Origin of the sequence: Gottfriedia acidiceleris, assembly GCF_004138285.1 — a bacterium.
GTDB lineage: Bacteria > Bacillota > Bacilli > Bacillales > Bacillaceae_G > Gottfriedia > Gottfriedia acidiceleris_A.
Genome location: NZ_SCFN01000001.1, coordinates 830,293 through 847,636, shown reverse-complemented (window position 1 = coordinate 847,636; position 17,344 = coordinate 830,293). Strand labels below are relative to the sequence as shown.

The window sequence follows — 17,344 nt, the reverse complement described above, 5'->3', positions numbered from 1 at the left end:
TATTATTTTAATCATTTGAACTTTAAATTTATCATCTATTCTTATAGAGTAATAGATTTATATGAGGAGATGATTAAAATTGAATGGGAAAAAGTTAATTTTAGCAGCAATAACATCACTAATGGTATATTCAGGAGTTAGCCAAGTTTCAGCACAAACACCCTCTGAGAACAAGAATTCGTTTAAGTCATTTGGTCCAAAAGAATTTGACCTTCAAGCACACCGTGGAGGACTAGGGCTTACAGTTGAGTCAACTTTAGCTTCATTCTCTCATGCACTTGAACTCGGCGTAAGTACTCTTGAGCTTGACGTACAAATAACTGAAGATCATCAAGCTGTCATTACGCACGACCGTAAGATTACAGGTACCAAATGCTCTGACACAAAACCAGCATTCGTTGGTGATTCGGAGTACCCATACGTTGGCAAATACATAAAAGATTTAACGCTAGCTCAAGTAAGAACGCTTGATTGTGGTTCAAAGGGTCTACCCCAATTTCCTGGTCAGCAACTGAGTCCTGGTGCTCGTATGCCAATGTTATCCGAAATATTTAATCTTGTAAAACAATACAAAGCTAAAAAAGTTTGGATGAATATCGAAACGAAAGTAGAAGCTGGAGCACCTGAACAGACAGCTCCTCGCGAAGAATTCGTTCAAATTGTTGCCAAACAAGTTCGAGAAGCTGGTATGCTTAACCAAGTGTCAATCCAAAGTTTTGACTGGGGTGCGCTCAAGCTTATGCATGAGGTTGAACCTCGATTACCTCTCGTTGCGCTAACTAATGGTCCTGAATTTCTACAACCTGGTAAACCTGGTAAATCCCCTTGGTTAGGTGGAATCGATATTGATGACTTTGATGGTAATCTCGTTACTGCGGCTCATTCATTAGGTGTAGATGCAATCTCTCCAGTACATGGTTTCCCACAGGATGGCAAAATTACTGATGCGAACTACACGCCTTATATTACTAAAAGTATGGTTCAAGAAGCTCACCAGTACGGTATGAAGGTTATTCCATGGACAATTGACGACCAACCAACTATGCAAAAGCTGATTGACGATGGTGTTGATGGAATCATAACAGATTATCCTGACCGACTACGTGATGTAATGAATCAGAATCATTTTAAGTTACCTAAAAGCTACTCTGCTAAGTAGTTCATAAATTTAAATTTACTCTATTATTCTCTCAATATATAATTTTTAAAAATCAATCATATGCTTTGTTAAATCTAAATGTTGATTATTGAATAAAAAAAGGCTGTCTATTTAGACACCTTTTTTTATTTGAAATAATTTATTTATTACTTTAGAGATTTCATGTGATTTAAGTCACAAACATTGATTATATCCCGCCATATAATAAGGTTAGTAAAAATGTTAGGGGGATGAATGATGTTTTGTAACCAATGTGAACAAACTCCGGTTGGTGGTTGTAAGATTATAGGTGTATGTGGAAAAGATGAATCAATTGCAAGTTTACAAGATACGATTGTATATGGGTTAAAGGGGATTGCAGCTTATCGAACACATGCAGCTCAATTAGGGTATACTGATCCATTTGTTGACCAAGTAACACATGAAGCTCTATATATGACTTTAACAAACTCTAATTTTAACTTACAAGAACATATTGATATGGCTATGAAAGTAGGTCAAGCTGCAATTCGTGTAATGGAGCTATTAGATGAAGCTCATACAAAACATTTTGGAATTCCTGAACCTGTACAAGTTTCTTCTAATAAAATCGAAGGAAAATGCATTGTTGTAACTGGTCACAATTTATTTGCATTAGAAGAATTGTTAAAACAAACAGAGGGGAAAGGTTTAAATATTTACACTCATTCTGAAATGCTACCGGCTCACGGTTATCCGGTATTGAAAAAATTTAAACATTTAAAAGGTAACATTGGAAAAGCTTGGTTTGATCAACGTCGTTTATTTGAAAAATTCCCTGGAGCGATCTTAGCAACCACAAACTGTGTGATGCCAATAAAGGGAAGTTATGCAGATCGTTTCTTTTCGTATGAAGTAGCGGGATTAGAAGGTGTAACAAAGATTATAGGGGAAGATTTTTCGCCATTAATTCAACGTGCATTGGAACTACCAGAAGCAAATATCGAATCAGAGGAAGTAATGACTACTGGTTACCATCACGAAACAGTTTTGTCTATTGCGCCTGAAATTGTAGAAGCTGTAAAAAATGGGAAGATTCAACGCTTCTTTGTTGTAGCAGGTTGTGACGCCCCAGGAAAAGGTGGAGAATATTATCGTGAGCTTGTAACTTCTTTACCAAATGATACAGTAGTTTTAACAACATCTTGCGGTAAATTCCGCTTTAATGATGTAAACTACGGTACTGTAACTGGTACAAACATTCCTAGATTTATAGATTTAGGGCAATGCAATAATTCAATTTCAACAATTAAAATTGCGGCTGCATTAGCAGAAAGCTTTAATTGTGGTGTCAATGAATTGCCAGTGAGTATTATACTTTCTTGGTTTGAGCAAAAAGCTGTGGCCATATTATTAGGATTATTTAGCCTTGGAATCCAAGATATTCGAATCGGACCAAAAGCACCTGACTTTATTAATGAAGGCGTATTAAATGTCTTAGTTGATACATTTGGCTTAAAATTAATTACAAATGCACAAGACGATTTGAAAACAATATTACAAGGATAATAGCCTAAATAAACAAAGAACTTCTCTTAAATGAGAAGTTCTTTGTTTATTTTTGTTTCAGTTCTAATACCAATGAATGCTTATACTTTGTTCAATAAGAACGAACGTATTTTTCTGTTTTTTATGTTTTGTTTCAAATACAAATGAATCATAGGCACTAAAAAAAACAACTATTGAAAAATAGTTGTTTTTTATCCACCAATATAAGACATTTCAATTTTACGATTTTTATGACTTTCTTCTGTACGGATCTCAGAGTATCTGTCATCTCGTTTTTCCCATATTGATTGAATTGTTGCTGAAATAAATTTATCTGTAACGCCCGAACGCAACATTCCCCTTAAGTCATACCCTTCTGAAGCGAATAGACAGGTGTATAGCTTTCCATCTGTAGATAGTCGCGCTCTCGTACATGAACCGCAGAAGGTTTCTGTAACTGATGAGATAAATCCGACCTCGGTATTCGTTCCTTTATATCGATATCGTTTTGCTACCTCGCCAATATATTCCTTCTCTACGGGCTCCAACTGATATTGTTCTTGGATCATATCGTATAATTGCTTCTTCGAGATAACGTCTTTAAAATTCCATCCATTTGTACACCCTACATCCATATACTCTATAAATCGTAATGTAATATTTTTTTCTTTAAAAAAACGAACCATTGGTAATACTTCAGTATCATTTAAACCTTTCTTTACTACCATATTTACTTTGACTTCTAGCCCTGCTTCCTTAGCTGCAGAAATTCCGTTTAAAACTGCGGAAACGCTCGTATTCATATTATTTATCTTCATAAAAACTTTATCATCAAGAGAATCTAGGCTCACATTTACGCGGCAAATTCCTGCTTCTTTAAGTGCTTTGGCGTTTTTTGCCAAAAATACACCATTTGTTGTTAATGTCACATATTTAATTCCTTCAATTTTTGAAAGACGCTTAACCAGTATTGGTAGATCTTTTCTTAAAAGAGGTTCCCCCCCTGTTAAACGAATCTTTTCCACACCTATTTTTGCAAATAATTTTGCTAATCGAACAATTTCCTCAAAGGATAAGATTTCATCTTTACTCATAAAGGGATAGTCAACTCCAAATATCTCTTTAGGCATACAATAGCTGCATCTAAAGTTACAACGGTCTGTTACAGATATTCTTAAATCTCGTAATGGTCGATTACAGGTATCGAGAATATTCATCATTTTTTGGCCCCCCTTCTTCTTTTGTACGATTTATAGTTTATATTAGCATACAAAATTATTTCACCGTATGATGTATGTCACAACCTTGTTGTTTAAACTATTCATTATTTATGTTCCAGAATGCCTTGGTGGACGAGTAACTTATCAATTTGCTACATAAGGTTTCCAGCAATCTTTTCATATTCTATATCCTTAGAGTTCTATGCTATTCAATAGCATGGTATTATAATAATAAATGTAATACATAAAATACTTGTTTTCTTGTTAAATACATAAAAACATTTATGTTCAACTATAACGGAGCGGAGATACTTTGATGGAAAAAAATAATAATAGAAAAAGTGACCTTTCAATCGTTTCTGATGATTTGGCTTCCTTATTAAAATCAATCGGATCAACTCGTTCAGTAAAAAAAGGCACCTTCTTATTTCAAGAAGGAGAAGATGCTAAAGAATTGTATCTTATTAAATCAGGAATTATCCAAATAAGTAAGCTGACTCTATATGGTGATGAATTAAATCTTCGCATTTGTCAAAAAGATGACTTAATTGGAGAATTGACTCTCTTTTCAGAGAATGCAAATTATATGCTTAGCGCTTACGCATTAGAAACAGCAGAAGTGCAGGTCATTCCTAAAGATATTTTGGAGAAAAAACTAATTAACCATGCTCCATTGACATTTGAATTTATGAAATGGATTTCTACTCACCTTAGAAAAAATCAATCAAAGATTCGAGACTTAGTATTAAATGGGAAAAAAGGCGCACTTTACTCCACACTCATTCGTATATCGAACTCTTACGGGGAATTAACAGAAAACGGAATTCTTCTTAATATTCATCTTACCAATCAAGAATTAGCTAAGTTTTGTGCTGCTACTAGAGAAAGTGTTAATCGGATGTTAAGTGATTTAAAGAAAAAAAATGTTATTGGTTATTCTCCCGATGGAAAAATTATTATCAAAGAATTACAATTTCTTAAAAATGAAATCGGCTGTGATAACTGCCCAAAAGATATATGTAACATAGATTAGTTCATTATAAGACTATTAAAGTATTAAGCTGATTAAATTAGTCCTTTACATAGTATTTTAAAAGCTTGATATTTCGTAACCTTAACTTAGGCTCTAAATAGTTAAGGTTATTTATTTTATAAAGAATTACATGTAATTCTTTATAAAATAAATTGGTCCATTATAGATTCCACTTGTATAATCAAAAAATTCCCCCTCCTTATATCTGATTTCACAACACCTTATCGCTATTATTTGAGCTAGTTGTGTGAAAAGAGTCACAGTTTGGCTCAAATCGTTTTTATATAATGATGAAAATATACGGTCTTGTAATATAGGGAGAGAAAAAAATTGTATAAACCTGATTATTTACTTTATTTGAAAAGCCTCTGTTTGTTTCAAGATATCAATCATAACATCTTTAAAAAAATAGTTGATGCATCCAATCTATACTTTAGAGAAACAAATGAAAATATACCTATTCGCAATGAACAGAATTTGATTATCATTTTATCCGGTAAGGTAAATGTTCATATGAAAGAATCGAGTGGACTTCAATATAAAATTGGCTACTTAAAATCAAGTGATGTTTGCTTGCCTAGTATCTTTCTGCATACTCATGTTAACAATTCCATAATTCTTGAAGTTACCCAGTGTACGACATATATAGAAGTCCCATTTCTATTTATAAAAAACTTGTCTTGTAAAGAGCCTGTTTTAAAACGTAATATTTTACGCTCTTTACATAAAAACCTTCAAAGTACTTACGAAGAAATTTTCAATATGATGAGTTAACGAATAGTTTAAAATACGTATTAATCCTTGCCTCATTTGTGTGATATACTTCACAACATTTCTTTCGATTGATTGGTAATATTTAGTTAGTAAATTTTATTATTGATCCATTGAAAGGGGCATCATTATATGAAAAGTTCTAAAATCCAATTACCTCTTCAAACTTCAAGTCTCATCGTAGGGTTCATGGTATGGGTACTCATTTCTTCACTCATGCCGAATATTCGCCAAGATATTGAATTAACAAATGGTCAAGTCTCTTTAGTCACTGCCATCCCTGTAATTTTAGGAAGCATCCTACGTATTCCAATCGGGTATTACACAAATCGATTTGGAGCAAGACCCATTTTCACCATCTGTTTTCTTGCACTTTTATTTCCTGTATTTTTCATTAGTCATGCTGATTCACTTTTAGATTTAGTTATTGGAGGATTGTTTGTTGGTATAGGTGGTGCAATCTTTTCAATCGGAGTAACTTCACTACCAAAGTATTACTCTTCAAATAAACATGGTTTTGTAAACGGAATCTATGGATCTGGTAACATCGGTACAGCCATTACTGCATTTTCCGCACCTGTCTTAGCTAAATCATTTGGTTGGGAAACAACGGTCAGATTTTATTTAGTATTACTAATTGCGTTTGCCCTATTAAATTTTCTATTTGGTGATAAAAATGAGAAGAAAGTAAATGTTCCGATTGTAAAGCAAGTAAAAGAGGTTTATCGTAATTCAACTTTATGGTCACTAAATTTATTCTATTTTATTACATTCGGATCATTTGTTGCTTTTACAATCTATTTACCAAATTTCTTAGTTAATAATTTTAATTTAAGTCCTGTTGACGCTGGTATACGTACGGCTGGATTCATTGCCCTAGCAACAATTTTCCGACCAATCGGTGGCCTTCTTTCAGATAAATTCAATCCTTTCAACATATTATTGTTTGTCTTTGGTGGATTAACATTCTCAGGAGTTCTATTATCTTTTTCTCCTACTATTAAACTATACACTGTAGGGGTTTTATTAGTAGCAGTTTGCGCAGGGATTGGAAACGGTACAATCTTTAAATTAGTGCCACATTACTTTACAAAACAAGCTGGAATTGTAAATGGGTTGGTTGCTGCTATGGGAGGTTTAGGGGGCTTCTTCCCTCCATTAATTTTAACATCTGTGTTTAGCTTGACAGGACATTATGCGATTGGATTTATGGCATTATCTGAATTTGCGCTTCTCAGTTTTGTAATTGTAGTATGGATGACTTTCCGTGAAAAATTGAAAACCGAATATAAAATATTAGAAAATACAGCCCAAGCAATGATGGTAACAAATGAACAAGGAGTAATTCAAAAAGTAAATCCTTTCTTCACTAAAGTAACAGGCTACAAAAAAGAAGAAGTGATTGGGAAAAAGCCAAGTATCCTTCAATCTGGTCATCACAACAAAGCATTCTATACACAACTTTGGAAACAGCTTAAAGACCAAGGTAATTGGCAAGGTGAAATTTGGAACAAGCGTAAAAATGGTGAAGTTTATTTAGAATGGCTGACAATCACTCAAGTGTGTAACGATAATGGGAAAGTGATTTATTATATTGGTCAATTTAGTGATTTATCCACAAGTAAGAATAAAATAAACTAACTTAAAATGTAGTTTATCCTATATCTATAACTTGTCAAAAACGTCACTGAAGCAGATCAAAGAAACCATCTATTTAGTTTTTCAAAAATCCACATTTCAAATGTGAGTAGAATCACATCACTGTCAGTCAATATTTTATATTATTAAGTTAGTAAATAACTCTATTTGGAGGAAAAAAATATGTTTGAATGTCATAATATGATTGGAAGTAATAATCAAGTAGAATTATGTGAAGCCTTACAGTTACTTAAGGATGAACATGCTGGATTAAATGTTCAGAAGTTGGATTTATTTGAAAGCTCAAATGCATTGATAAATGAAAGTTTGCTAGAAAATAAATTAAAAAAACTAGAAGAACTACTCTCCAAAGTCATGACATTTATAGCCATTCTAGATCCTCACTCACAAAAAGAAGAAGGTCATTTATTTGAATTAATGGCTAAACATATTGGAAGGGAAAATGGCCCTATTGCAGTAATGGAAATGGAACATGATCAGGCGAAAAGTTTAATAAGACAATTCCTCACTAAAACAGAGGTCATAAGTATTAACAGTAACTTTGATGAAATTTGTAATCTAGTAATTGAAGCTTATCATGTATTAACTTCACATTTTATGAAAGAAGAACAGGTGCTGTTTCCTATGGCTCAGTACATCCTGTCTGAAAGTGAAAAAAATAGTTTATTAGATGTTATAAAAGACTGAATCTAATGGTTTGGTGCGACCTGATGCTTTAATTAAAAACACATAAGGTGGTCCTTTTAATGGGGACCACTTTCTTTTTGTGTGATGAACTATGTTTATCATACTTATCCTCCACTTACCTGTAATAAATGTCACAGGAGCTTTCTTCGTTATCTTCTATAATAAGGAGTGAATAGATCGTAAGCGATAAAGTCACAGGAGGAGATATTCATCATGTTAACTGTTGAATTACACGCTATTAGCCCTGAAAAATCTATAGAACATACTCTTCATATGAAAGGATTTAGAATACAAGAAGGAACGTATATTTACACAAACAATAATATTAAATTAGAAGGTGTGATAGATTCCAATAAAAGATCTATAAAAATTAATTTCTCCCCACAATTGAATCTTAAACAATATACCATTGTAAATCATATTATTAAGAATCTTATTCTAGCTCTTAATGCTGAATATAATGATTCTCAAAGTCTATTAGGTTACTTAACAAATGGAGAAGGAGCATACATCATTACAAATTGGGAATATTGGGTTGCCTTTCTTCAAAAAGCGAAACTACGTAGTTTAGAGGGAAAAAAAGTACGAGTATACGATGACACAAATAAAGAAATTGCCTCTGGTTTGTTTATAAGCTACAAGATGGATGAACACTCATCAAATATTACAGAATGTATATTGATTACACATTTTGGTGAGAGTTCCTTTAAAGGAAGCAATTTATTAATTGAAGCAACAAACGAGTGGTAACTTAAAAATACTTAACCTATTAAACATGCAAAATATGATTAATCAATAAAAATCCCCCAGTTTTTTAAAAACTGGGGGATTTCTATGATTACTTCTAAAGCATACACTCTATCTTTTACCCTTGATTATTTTTGATATTCTTTCTTTCTCCATTTTAAGTAGGTAAGAAAGCAAACGATAGAAGAAACAACTCCTATAACAGTATATAGCCTAACATGTTCATATTCTTCTCCATAAAAAGACTCAATCGTCCATTGCAGCATCACTACATTTACAATTAAAGTTATAAATATGATTAACCAATATTTTTTATGAACCATGACGAACTTTCCTTCCGACTGCGTAAACAACTCCATTTTTTACTTCTAACTCAATCAGTGGTAATTCACGCTGAGGTGGACCAGCTAGAGGCTGACCATTGTCCACGCTAAAGAATCCTCGGTGACAAGGGCACAATAGCTTTGATTCTTCCTTATCATAAAAAACAGGACATTGTAAATGAGTGCATTTATTATTATAGGCTTTTAGATTACCATCTTTTGTGTGTACTAGTATCGCAGGTTCATCGGCTGTTGGATAGTTAAAGTTTATTGCACTATCTTTTGGTAAGTCTTTCAATCCGATAATCTTTTGTCTGTTTAAATCTTCTTTCTTGTTATTAAGGGCAATAGCTGAAAATGGAACAGTTGCTAAGCCAAGAGTAACAGAAGCACCTACAACAGACTTCAGAAAAGATCTTCTATTTAATTTTAAATCTTCATTCCTGTTTAAGTTATCGATTAAGTTAATCATATCATCATTTGTTTCTTTTATATTTCGTTTACTTTTATTATCTTGAGGCATAAGTCCGTCTCCTTTCGCCTTATATGAACTTATTCTGTATATACTCCAAAGAATTCTGGAACGTAATCCCACTTATTTCCTTCTTGTGGTTTTTTACCTTCAACGAGATTCATCTGAGATCTTCTTCTACGCAGCTGCTGCATTTCATCAAAGTCAATAAAACGAATCGCATCACTAGGACATACAGAAGCACACATTGGTGCAATATCGTATTTTGAGCGATCGTAGCACATGTCACATTTGTACATTTTATTTTCTTCAAAATCGAACTTAGGAATACCGAACGGACATCCAAAAGTACAATTTCTACATCCAATACATTTCTCTTCCATTGCTGAAAGAACTACACCTTCCTCTGTTATTTGAATGGCATTCGCGGGACAAACTCGTGCACAGGCTGGATCTTTACATTGCATACAAAGCATCGGATAGGTTTGTCGACTTTCCATGAAATCAACATATTCTACATAGTTTCTTTCTTTTGCATCATGATCACCACATTCTCGGCAAGCTGCTTGACATGAACGACATCCAATACATCGCTCAAATTCTAAATACATGATTTTATTCATCTATCCCGACTCCATTCAAAAGTTATTTATATTTCTCAATCTTCAGTGAGCATACTTTAAATTCTGGCATTCTCGAAATCGGATCTAAACATGGATTTGTTAATTGATTGACCGCTAATTCTTTTCCCCAATGATATGGAACAAACACCGTATCTCTTCTCGTAGCTTTTGTTAATTTCGTTTTTACAACCATATGGGAGCGCGGTGTGATCAACTTTACAAGGTCGCCATTCTCCAATCCATATTGGCTTGCAAGTGCCGGATGCATCTCAGCAAATGGCTCTGGACATTGTTCCATCAGAAACTTGACTCTTCTTGTTTGAGCACCAGATAAATAGTGAAACACAACCCTTCCTGTCGTTAAGAACAAAGGATACTCCTTCGTTGGAGTTTCACCTGCTTCTTTCCATTCAACGCAAGGTAAATTAGCTTTACCGTCTGGCGTTCCAAACTGGTTTATAAACATCGTTGGAGTTCCTGGATGGTCTTCGGAAGGACAAGGCCAAAACACTCCGTCTTCTTTATCAATTCGATCCCATGTTATTCCGTAGTAGTCTGCTTTTCCACCTTTAGTGGCTAAGCGAAACTCTTCAAAAACTTCTTCAGCATTTTTATATGGAAAATATTTACCTTTACCCAATCGTTTGGCAATTAAGCTAACAATCTCCCAATCTGGCTTTGATTCACCTAAAGGTTCACGTACTTTACGGATTCGGATCACTCGGCCTTCGAGGTTGGTTGTTGTTCCTTCATCCTCTGCCCATGTAGTAGTTGGTAATACTACGTCAGCAAACTCTGCTGTTTCAGATAAGAAGAAATCACTGACAACTAAGAAATCAAGTTTCCTAAACCCGTTCCAAATATGTTCGAGATTTGGTGCAGAGACTGCAGGGTTACTACAAATAACATGCATACCACGAATGTTGCCTTTTTGAATTTCATCGAACATTTCATAAGCAGAAACACCTGGTTTTGGCATTTCGCTTGGATCGATTCCCCATACTTTTGATACATACTTCACAGCTTCTGGATCTGTTAGCTTTCTATATCCTGGTAAAAGGTCGGCTTTTTGCCCGTGCTCTCTTCCTCCTTGACCATTTCCCTGTCCAGTAAAAGTAGCAACCCCGGAAGCAAATTTACCTATTTGTCCTCTAAGCAGTGCCATCGATGTATAAAGTGAAACGTTATCTACACCTTTTGACTGTTGCTCTACACCTCTCGCAAACATAACAACTGATTTTTGAGATAATCCATAAATATGAGCAGCTTTTAAAATCTTTCCAATCGACACGCCTGTTATCTTTGAAGTATATTCGGGTGTAAACTTTTCAACTGTTTTCTTTAGTTCTTCAAAATTATTACATCTTTCATTTACATAGTCTTGATCTACATAGCCATTTTTAATAAGTAGATGAAGCATTCCGTTCGCCAATGCAGAATCTGTACCCGGCTTAAGATCCAAATGTACATCTGCAACACGCGCTGTTGGAGTCTCTCGCGGATCTGCCACAATCAATTTAGCTCCCTTGTCCTTAGCTCTCCACAACCATTGAATGCTCGTAGGATGACACTCCGCTGTATTTGAACCAGCGATAAAGAAACAATCCGTATGTTCTAATTCAGGCCACGGAAGAGTTGAACCTCTGTCAGTTCCGAGTGTCTTAAGGAATCCACCTGCAGCAGAGCTCATACAGAATCGACCATTGTAATCGATAAACCTTGTACCGAGACCAACTCTCGCATATTTACCTACTAAATAACATTTTTCATTCGTCATAGATACCCCACCAAAAACAGATATAGCGTCTCTTCCACTTTCTTTTTGGATCCGTTTAAAGTTTTCTTCTATAAGGTCTAGCGCTTCTTTCCAAGTAGATTTAACAAATTCACCGTTTTTCTTAATAAGTGGTGTAAGGATTCGTTCATCGTGCTCAACAGTTTGGTAAGCGGTTACTCCCTTTGGACACATTTTCCCTCTTGTAACTGGCCAGTCATATCTTGGCTCTACCCCAACTACCTTTCCCGACTTCTCATTCACACGTATATGCATACCACACTGCATTCCACAGTAACAGCAATGGGTAGTAATTAATTTTTCTCCTGGTTTATGAAGGTTTTTAACACCTTCTTTGACAATGTATTGGCTCATTTTTCACGATCCCCTTTGTTATATTGATCAATATCTCTTTGTACTTCCTCTGGAAAATGATAATAGTCATCAGATCTCTTTTTGCTAAATCCAGACATTTGAATTCCATTTAGAGTAGATATTGGATTACTGCTCTTAAGATGTGGCTCTGAATTTAGCTGTTTCATGACTCTAATTCTTCTTCGACACGGTAAACAATAGTCTGAGAGATAACTTCTATCTTCTAGTTGTAAATCAAAACTTTGGGCAGCTAATATATCTTTTACATCACTAATTTGATCATCAGAACTATAGAGTGTCCCACATCTTTTACATGGCCTCGTATCTACCCTAAGTTCTTGTTGATAGTTCATTGGAACTGCTGTTGCTAATGGACGGATCGGTAAATGAAATAACTTTCCGAATGGAAAATAGATAAGTAAAATTACGACTGTCAATTGGTGAATAAGTGTTAAGTAATGATGCATCCAACCGTCTAAAAGTACATATGAAACAGTTAATAGAAGTCCTGTAACTGTTACAGCTAATAGTAGATATAAAGGTAATAAATCAAATTCAGCTCGTTGTGTCACCTTCACATCTTGACTCATAATTCTTCTTACGATTGCCATGATTACACCAATAAGAACCATACTTGCTGTTATGTTTAGCCCGTTGTAAACCATTTCAGCAAATATACCGTGTGCCGCCATTGTAATGGTATCTACACCCATAACGACAATCGTGTATGTATTTGGATCAACGAGCTCAAAGTGCATCCAACCAAATGTCAAACCAAAGGTGATTGCAAAGGAACCGATGCATCCCCAAGAAATTAGAAAATGCTGTACTCCTCTGTAAATTCCCCTTTTAAAGATAAATTTCTGTAAGAAAATATTTTCAAATGCTGTTTTGGTGATCGATACTAGATTACGTTTTTTTCTAGAATTTTCTTTTAAATTTTTCAAACTGCGCTTTATCACCTGATGTGTTGCCGGCCTGATAAGCCATGCTGACATCCTGATCGTTAAGCCTACTGCAAAAATGAGCGAAGAAATAAAATAACCCATTAATGCCATATCGAAGTGTAAAAACCGGTCTGTTCCAACCCACGTTGTAAAGAGTAGAAGTAAAATAATAAAAAATGAATACATACTGCTTTTTGAGTAAAATGAGCGCTCGAGGGATTTTCTCATCTCATGTTCAACCTCCATGTGACTTTTTTAACATCGAAGTGCCTGATTAATTGATAAAATTGGGTACATGATGAAGTCTTCTTCTTTGTCATAATTGTACAGAAAGACTATTTCAAAGACTGTGAAGTACATCACACAATAGACCCTTGAAATTTAAAAAGAGGTGTGAACATGTTATCAGGTAGTGTAATCGCTATAACAAGTGGAAAAGGTGGGGTAGGTAAGTCAACCGTAGCGACAAATCTTGCAGTTTCCCTTGCTAGACAGGGAAAAAGAGTTGCTTTAATTGATTTAGATATTTATGGATTTAGCATTCCTAAAATGCTGAATACCGACATCAGGCCAAAAACTTTTAATGGAAAAATCATCCCTGTGGAGTCACACGGAGTAAAAATTATATCGATGGGTTTTTTCATCAAAAACAACGATCCGGTTGTTTGGAGAGGACCTATGTTAGGAAAAATGGTTGAGCATTTCAGTAAAGATGTCATTTGGGGAGAATTAGACTATTTCATTCTAGACATGCCTCCAGGGACCGGTGATATCGCACTCGATATGCATCACATTATTCCTCAAAGTAAAGAAATTATTGTCACTACCCCTCATCAAACGGCATCAATTGTCGCCGAGAGAGCAGGAACGATGGCCCTAAAAGCAAACCATGATATTCTTGGAGTAGTTGAAAATATGTCCTACTTCCAACCTAACGAAGGATCCGAAAAGTACTATATATTCGGAAAAGGCGGAGGCGATTTTTTAGCCGATCGATTAGGAACGAAGGTACTTGCCAAACTTCCGATTGAGGAAGTTATCGAAAATTCACCTACTCCGTCCATTTATGATGAGAATACTAGTTTGTTTCATCATTATAACGAGTTAGCTACTACAATTAATCTGAAATTTAACGCTTTAAATGCTGTTATAAGGGATTGAAATATACTAAAATAGCGACTTCATTTAGTAGAAGTCGCTTTTGTTTAAAAGTTATTAATGTTTTATTACTCACTTCTAGTTCATTGAACCTTTTAAGTAGGTATGGGCAGTATCTACAAAAATAGAAAACTAGTTGCCACTAAGAATATAACAGAATTAAAAATCTCAATGATTCCCAATTGCATAATAGTAAGTTTTTTATTATGCAAGGAAATTGCTCTTATTAAACTAGGAACAAAAGGAAGAATCCAAAGCCAAGAATCTTTTAAAGTAAAAATTAATAATAAGACGATTAAATGGTATCCCCATGAATACCAACGGAATCTCTTATTCTTTTTTTCTCGAATCATTGATTTCACAAAAAATGTACTACCTAAAAAGAACAAAAATACTAAGAGTGCTACACTCCAGCCTTCGCTTGTAAGTGCCCCCTTCCCTATATAAAAACTAGCCAATCCACCTATACAAAAAACGCCAATCGCAACAATGTCATTCGTAAAGGCTCGTTCGTTTTTTCTCTTAACGAAGTATATGTTTAATAAAAAGAATGGAATCATCGCTAAACCGAAGTAAATTAATCTCCACTCAACAAACATCACGAGTGCTAAAAATACGAATGAAATGAAAAAATAACCTACCGCCCAATTAAAATAAAATGACACTTGTTTCCCTTTGATCACCATAATTAAAGGATAGGTTGCAAGGTATAGAAAAAACCAACCAATAAATAAAGGGATATGAATTAAACGAAATGAACTTGCGGCAACTCCAAGTATATATGGAATTAAAAGCATTGCCCAAGCACCGTGTTGGTTTGGAACTACTATTTTCACAATATAACACCTACTCTCCTTATTATTCTTCCATCATACTGATACAATTGAGAGTTTTCTGTGATATAGTTCACTAATCTTTCAATTATTGTCCTGTATCATAAAGTAAAAGCCGACAATTGGAGGAATATCTATGTTTGAGACTAATTTCGATAAGGACCCATTTATTGTGATATGGGAATTAACTAGAGCCTGTGAGCTCAATTGTCTTCATTGCAGAGCTGAAGCTCAGTACAAACGGCATCCCCTTGAACTTGACTTGGATGAAGGTAAAAAACTTATTAATGAAATTTATGAAATGAATAATCCAATGCTTGTATTCACCGGTGGCGACCCACTCATGCGACCTGACGTTTATGCTCTTGCTTCTTACGCGATTCAAAAAGGTGTGCGCGTTTCCATGACGCCTAGTGCTACACCAAATGTAACAAAAGAAGCCATTGAAAGAGCAAAAGAAGTAGGTCTTGCTCGTTGGGCATTTAGCTTAGATGGTCCAACTGCCGAAATCCATGATCACTTCCGAGGTACTTCAGGATCATTTGATTTAACAATGAATGCAATTAAATACATTCACGAGTTAGAACTTCCATTACAAATTAACACTGTAATCTCGCGTTATAATATCGATTTCTTAGAAGAAATGGCAGATATGATTCAACAATTAAATTGTGTATTGTGGAGTGTATTTTTCCTTGTTCCAACAGGAAGAGGCAAAGTAACTGACATGATTTCACCGGTAGAACACGAAAAAGTATTCCGTTGGCTAAATGAATTAAGCAAACGAGTACCTTTTGATATTAAAACAACTGCTGCACAGCACTATCGACGAGTAGTCATCTCAGAAAAAATAAGAAAAAATAAAGATACTCAAAAGAATATTCAATACCAAGATGCATTAAATGCTGGTAAAACAGGACAGTTCGACTTGGGTAGAGCACCAAGAGGCGTAAATGATGGAAATGGGATATTGTTTATTTCTCATATTGGTGACGTATTCCCTAGTGGTCTGCTTCCCATTAAAGCCGGCAATGTAAGAGAAAAATCGCTTTCAGAAATTTACCGTTATTCTCCAATTTTTAAAGAATTAAGAAATCCTGATAAATATAAAGGAAAATGTGGAAAATGTGAATATCGCTATGTTTGCGGTGGATCTCGTTCTAGAGCTTATGCACTCACTGGTGATTACTTAGAAAGTGAGCCAGCATGTGTTTATATTCCTAAGGTTTTATCTTGAAAGGAGTATTCCAATGATAAAAAGAGATGATATTAAAAAGCATCTGCAAACAGTTCCATTATTTAAAGAGTTATCAGAAGATGAGTTAGAACCTATTATCTCAATTTCTTCACCGAGAAAATATAACTCTCATTCCATCATTTTTATGCAAGACGAACTGTTAGACCGAGTATTCTTTATCCATACTGGTACAGTGAAAATTTATAAAACTGATGCGAATGGCAAAGAACAAATTGTATCGGTCCTCCAAGAGGGAGAAATGTTTCCTCATGCTGGCTTTTTCCGAAAAGGGACGTTTCCTGCAAATGCAGAAGTAATTGAAAATGCACAGCTAATCGTAACACCAATAAATGATTTTGAGAAAATTTTAATCAGTTATCCAGAACTATGTATAAAAATGTTTCGAGTATTGGGAGAAAAAATTGTTGATTTACAACATCGTCTTGAAGAAAAAATACTTCACAATACATACGAACAAGTGATTATGCTTTTAATACGATTATCTAAATCAAATGGCGAGAAAATTGGAGACTCCTACAAAATCACAACCAAATTCACAAATACAGAACTAGCCAATATGATAGGAACTTCAAGGGAAACAGTAAGCAGAACTCTAACCCAGCTACGAAAAAAAGATGCCATTTCACTTGATAGCAAAGATTTTTACGTCATTAATCTATGTAAATTAGAAGACGAAATCAATCATTAAAGATATCAATCGCAAATTAAATTGAAATTTAGAATATCGTTTCTCTTAAATTATTGACATGTCTTAGTATTCATGAGAAACAGAAAAACCCTCATCAAGGCTTTTCTGATT

At 34.6% G+C, this 17,344-nt stretch carries 18 protein-coding genes; 10 read left to right on the top strand and 8 right to left on the bottom strand.

Features of this window, described 5'->3' with window-relative positions:
- The first annotated feature begins 79 nt into the window (after positions 1 to 79).
- Positions 80 to 1,159 carry a glycerophosphodiester phosphodiesterase gene (locus EP747_RS04085; protein WP_235832741.1) on the top strand — a complete coding sequence of 360 codons (1,080 nt, stop codon included), beginning with the start codon at positions 80 to 82 and terminating at the stop codon, positions 1,157 to 1,159.
- A gap of 237 nt (positions 1,160 to 1,396) precedes the next feature.
- Complete coding sequence (gene hcp / locus EP747_RS04080) at positions 1,397 to 2,686, top strand: hydroxylamine reductase (RefSeq protein WP_129688640.1); 1,290 nt, start codon at positions 1,397 to 1,399, stop codon at positions 2,684 to 2,686.
- 191 nt (positions 2,687 to 2,877) lie between these two features.
- Here hcp and moaA read toward each other — a convergent pair whose 3' ends face one another.
- On the bottom strand, positions 2,878 to 3,885 hold the full coding sequence (gene moaA, locus EP747_RS04075) for a GTP 3',8-cyclase MoaA (protein ID WP_129688639.1): 1,008 nt from the start codon (positions 3,883 to 3,885) through the stop codon (positions 2,878 to 2,880).
- Between the two features lie 316 nt (positions 3,886 to 4,201).
- Here moaA and EP747_RS04070 point away from each other — a divergent pair, with 316 nt between their 5' ends.
- From EP747_RS04070 to EP747_RS04055, 4 genes are all read left to right on the top strand, one after another.
- Complete coding sequence (locus EP747_RS04070; protein ID WP_129688638.1) at positions 4,202 to 4,918, top strand: Crp/Fnr family transcriptional regulator; 717 nt, start codon at positions 4,202 to 4,204, stop codon at positions 4,916 to 4,918.
- Between the two features lie 330 nt (positions 4,919 to 5,248).
- Complete coding sequence (locus tag EP747_RS04065) at positions 5,249 to 5,692, top strand: hypothetical protein (protein ID WP_129688637.1); 444 nt, start codon at positions 5,249 to 5,251, stop codon at positions 5,690 to 5,692.
- Between the two features lie 129 nt (positions 5,693 to 5,821).
- Positions 5,822 to 7,330 (top strand): MFS transporter, encoded by a 1,509-nt coding sequence (locus EP747_RS04060; protein ID WP_129688636.1) that lies wholly within the window; start codon positions 5,822 to 5,824, stop codon positions 7,328 to 7,330.
- Positions 7,331 to 7,510: 180 nt separating this feature from the next.
- A complete protein-coding gene (locus EP747_RS04055) occupies positions 7,511 to 8,035 on the top strand; it encodes a hemerythrin domain-containing protein (RefSeq protein WP_235832740.1) in 525 nt (174 codons plus the stop codon).
- Here the strand turns inward: EP747_RS04055 and EP747_RS25060 are convergent.
- Positions 8,015 to 8,137, bottom strand: coding sequence for a hypothetical protein (locus EP747_RS25060; RefSeq protein WP_268895569.1), 123 nt, complete (start codon positions 8,135 to 8,137; stop codon positions 8,015 to 8,017). The two genes, EP747_RS04055 and EP747_RS25060, sit on opposite strands and share 21 nt — an antisense overlap.
- A 111-nt stretch (positions 8,138 to 8,248) precedes the next feature.
- Between EP747_RS25060 and EP747_RS04050 the strand changes: the two genes are divergently transcribed.
- Positions 8,249 to 8,785 carry a hypothetical protein gene (locus EP747_RS04050; RefSeq protein ID WP_129688635.1) on the top strand — a complete coding sequence of 179 codons (537 nt, stop codon included), beginning with the start codon at positions 8,249 to 8,251 and terminating at the stop codon, positions 8,783 to 8,785.
- Positions 8,786 to 8,910: 125 nt separating this feature from the next.
- Here EP747_RS04050 and EP747_RS04045 read toward each other — a convergent pair whose 3' ends face one another.
- Genes EP747_RS04045 through EP747_RS04025 form a run of 5 tightly spaced genes read right to left on the bottom strand, consistent with a single transcriptional unit; the run spans position 8,911 to position 13,524 of the window.
- The gene (locus tag EP747_RS04045) at positions 8,911 to 9,105 is read right to left on the bottom strand and encodes a hypothetical protein (RefSeq protein ID WP_129688634.1); all 195 of its coding nucleotides are present in this window, start codon (positions 9,103 to 9,105) and stop codon (positions 8,911 to 8,913) included.
- Positions 9,095 to 9,628: a ubiquinol-cytochrome c reductase iron-sulfur subunit gene (locus EP747_RS04040; RefSeq protein ID WP_129688633.1), complete on the bottom strand. Its 534-nt coding sequence runs from the start codon at positions 9,626 to 9,628 to the stop codon at positions 9,095 to 9,097. The genes EP747_RS04045 and EP747_RS04040 overlap by 11 nt, the downstream gene beginning before the upstream one ends.
- A gap of 29 nt (positions 9,629 to 9,657) precedes the next feature.
- Positions 9,658 to 10,200 (bottom strand): 4Fe-4S dicluster domain-containing protein, encoded by a 543-nt coding sequence (locus EP747_RS04035; protein ID WP_129688632.1) that lies wholly within the window; start codon positions 10,198 to 10,200, stop codon positions 9,658 to 9,660.
- 22 nt (positions 10,201 to 10,222) lie between these two features.
- Positions 10,223 to 12,349, bottom strand: coding sequence for a formate dehydrogenase subunit alpha (fdhF, locus tag EP747_RS04030; RefSeq protein WP_129688631.1), 2,127 nt, complete (start codon positions 12,347 to 12,349; stop codon positions 10,223 to 10,225).
- The gene (locus EP747_RS04025; protein ID WP_205753800.1) at positions 12,346 to 13,524 is read right to left on the bottom strand and encodes an MFS transporter; all 1,179 of its coding nucleotides are present in this window, start codon (positions 13,522 to 13,524) and stop codon (positions 12,346 to 12,348) included. The genes fdhF and EP747_RS04025 overlap by 4 nt, the downstream gene beginning before the upstream one ends.
- A gap of 171 nt (positions 13,525 to 13,695) precedes the next feature.
- On the opposite strand from EP747_RS04025, the gene EP747_RS04020 reads away from it, so the two are divergent.
- Positions 13,696 to 14,457 carry an Mrp/NBP35 family ATP-binding protein gene (locus EP747_RS04020; RefSeq protein WP_129688630.1) on the top strand — a complete coding sequence of 254 codons (762 nt, stop codon included), beginning with the start codon at positions 13,696 to 13,698 and terminating at the stop codon, positions 14,455 to 14,457.
- 113 nt (positions 14,458 to 14,570) lie between these two features.
- Here the strand turns inward: EP747_RS04020 and EP747_RS04015 are convergent, their stop codons facing one another.
- Positions 14,571 to 15,290, bottom strand: coding sequence for a YwiC-like family protein (locus EP747_RS04015; RefSeq protein WP_129688629.1), 720 nt, complete (start codon positions 15,288 to 15,290; stop codon positions 14,571 to 14,573).
- A gap of 133 nt (positions 15,291 to 15,423) precedes the next feature.
- On the opposite strand from EP747_RS04015, the gene EP747_RS04010 reads away from it, so the two are divergent.
- Positions 15,424 to 16,524 (top strand): TIGR04053 family radical SAM/SPASM domain-containing protein, encoded by a 1,101-nt coding sequence (locus EP747_RS04010; protein ID WP_129688628.1) that lies wholly within the window; start codon positions 15,424 to 15,426, stop codon positions 16,522 to 16,524.
- 13 nt (positions 16,525 to 16,537) lie between these two features.
- Positions 16,538 to 17,233 carry a Crp/Fnr family transcriptional regulator gene (locus EP747_RS04005; protein ID WP_129688627.1) on the top strand — a complete coding sequence of 232 codons (696 nt, stop codon included), beginning with the start codon at positions 16,538 to 16,540 and terminating at the stop codon, positions 17,231 to 17,233.
- Positions 17,234 to 17,344 lie beyond the last annotated feature (111 nt).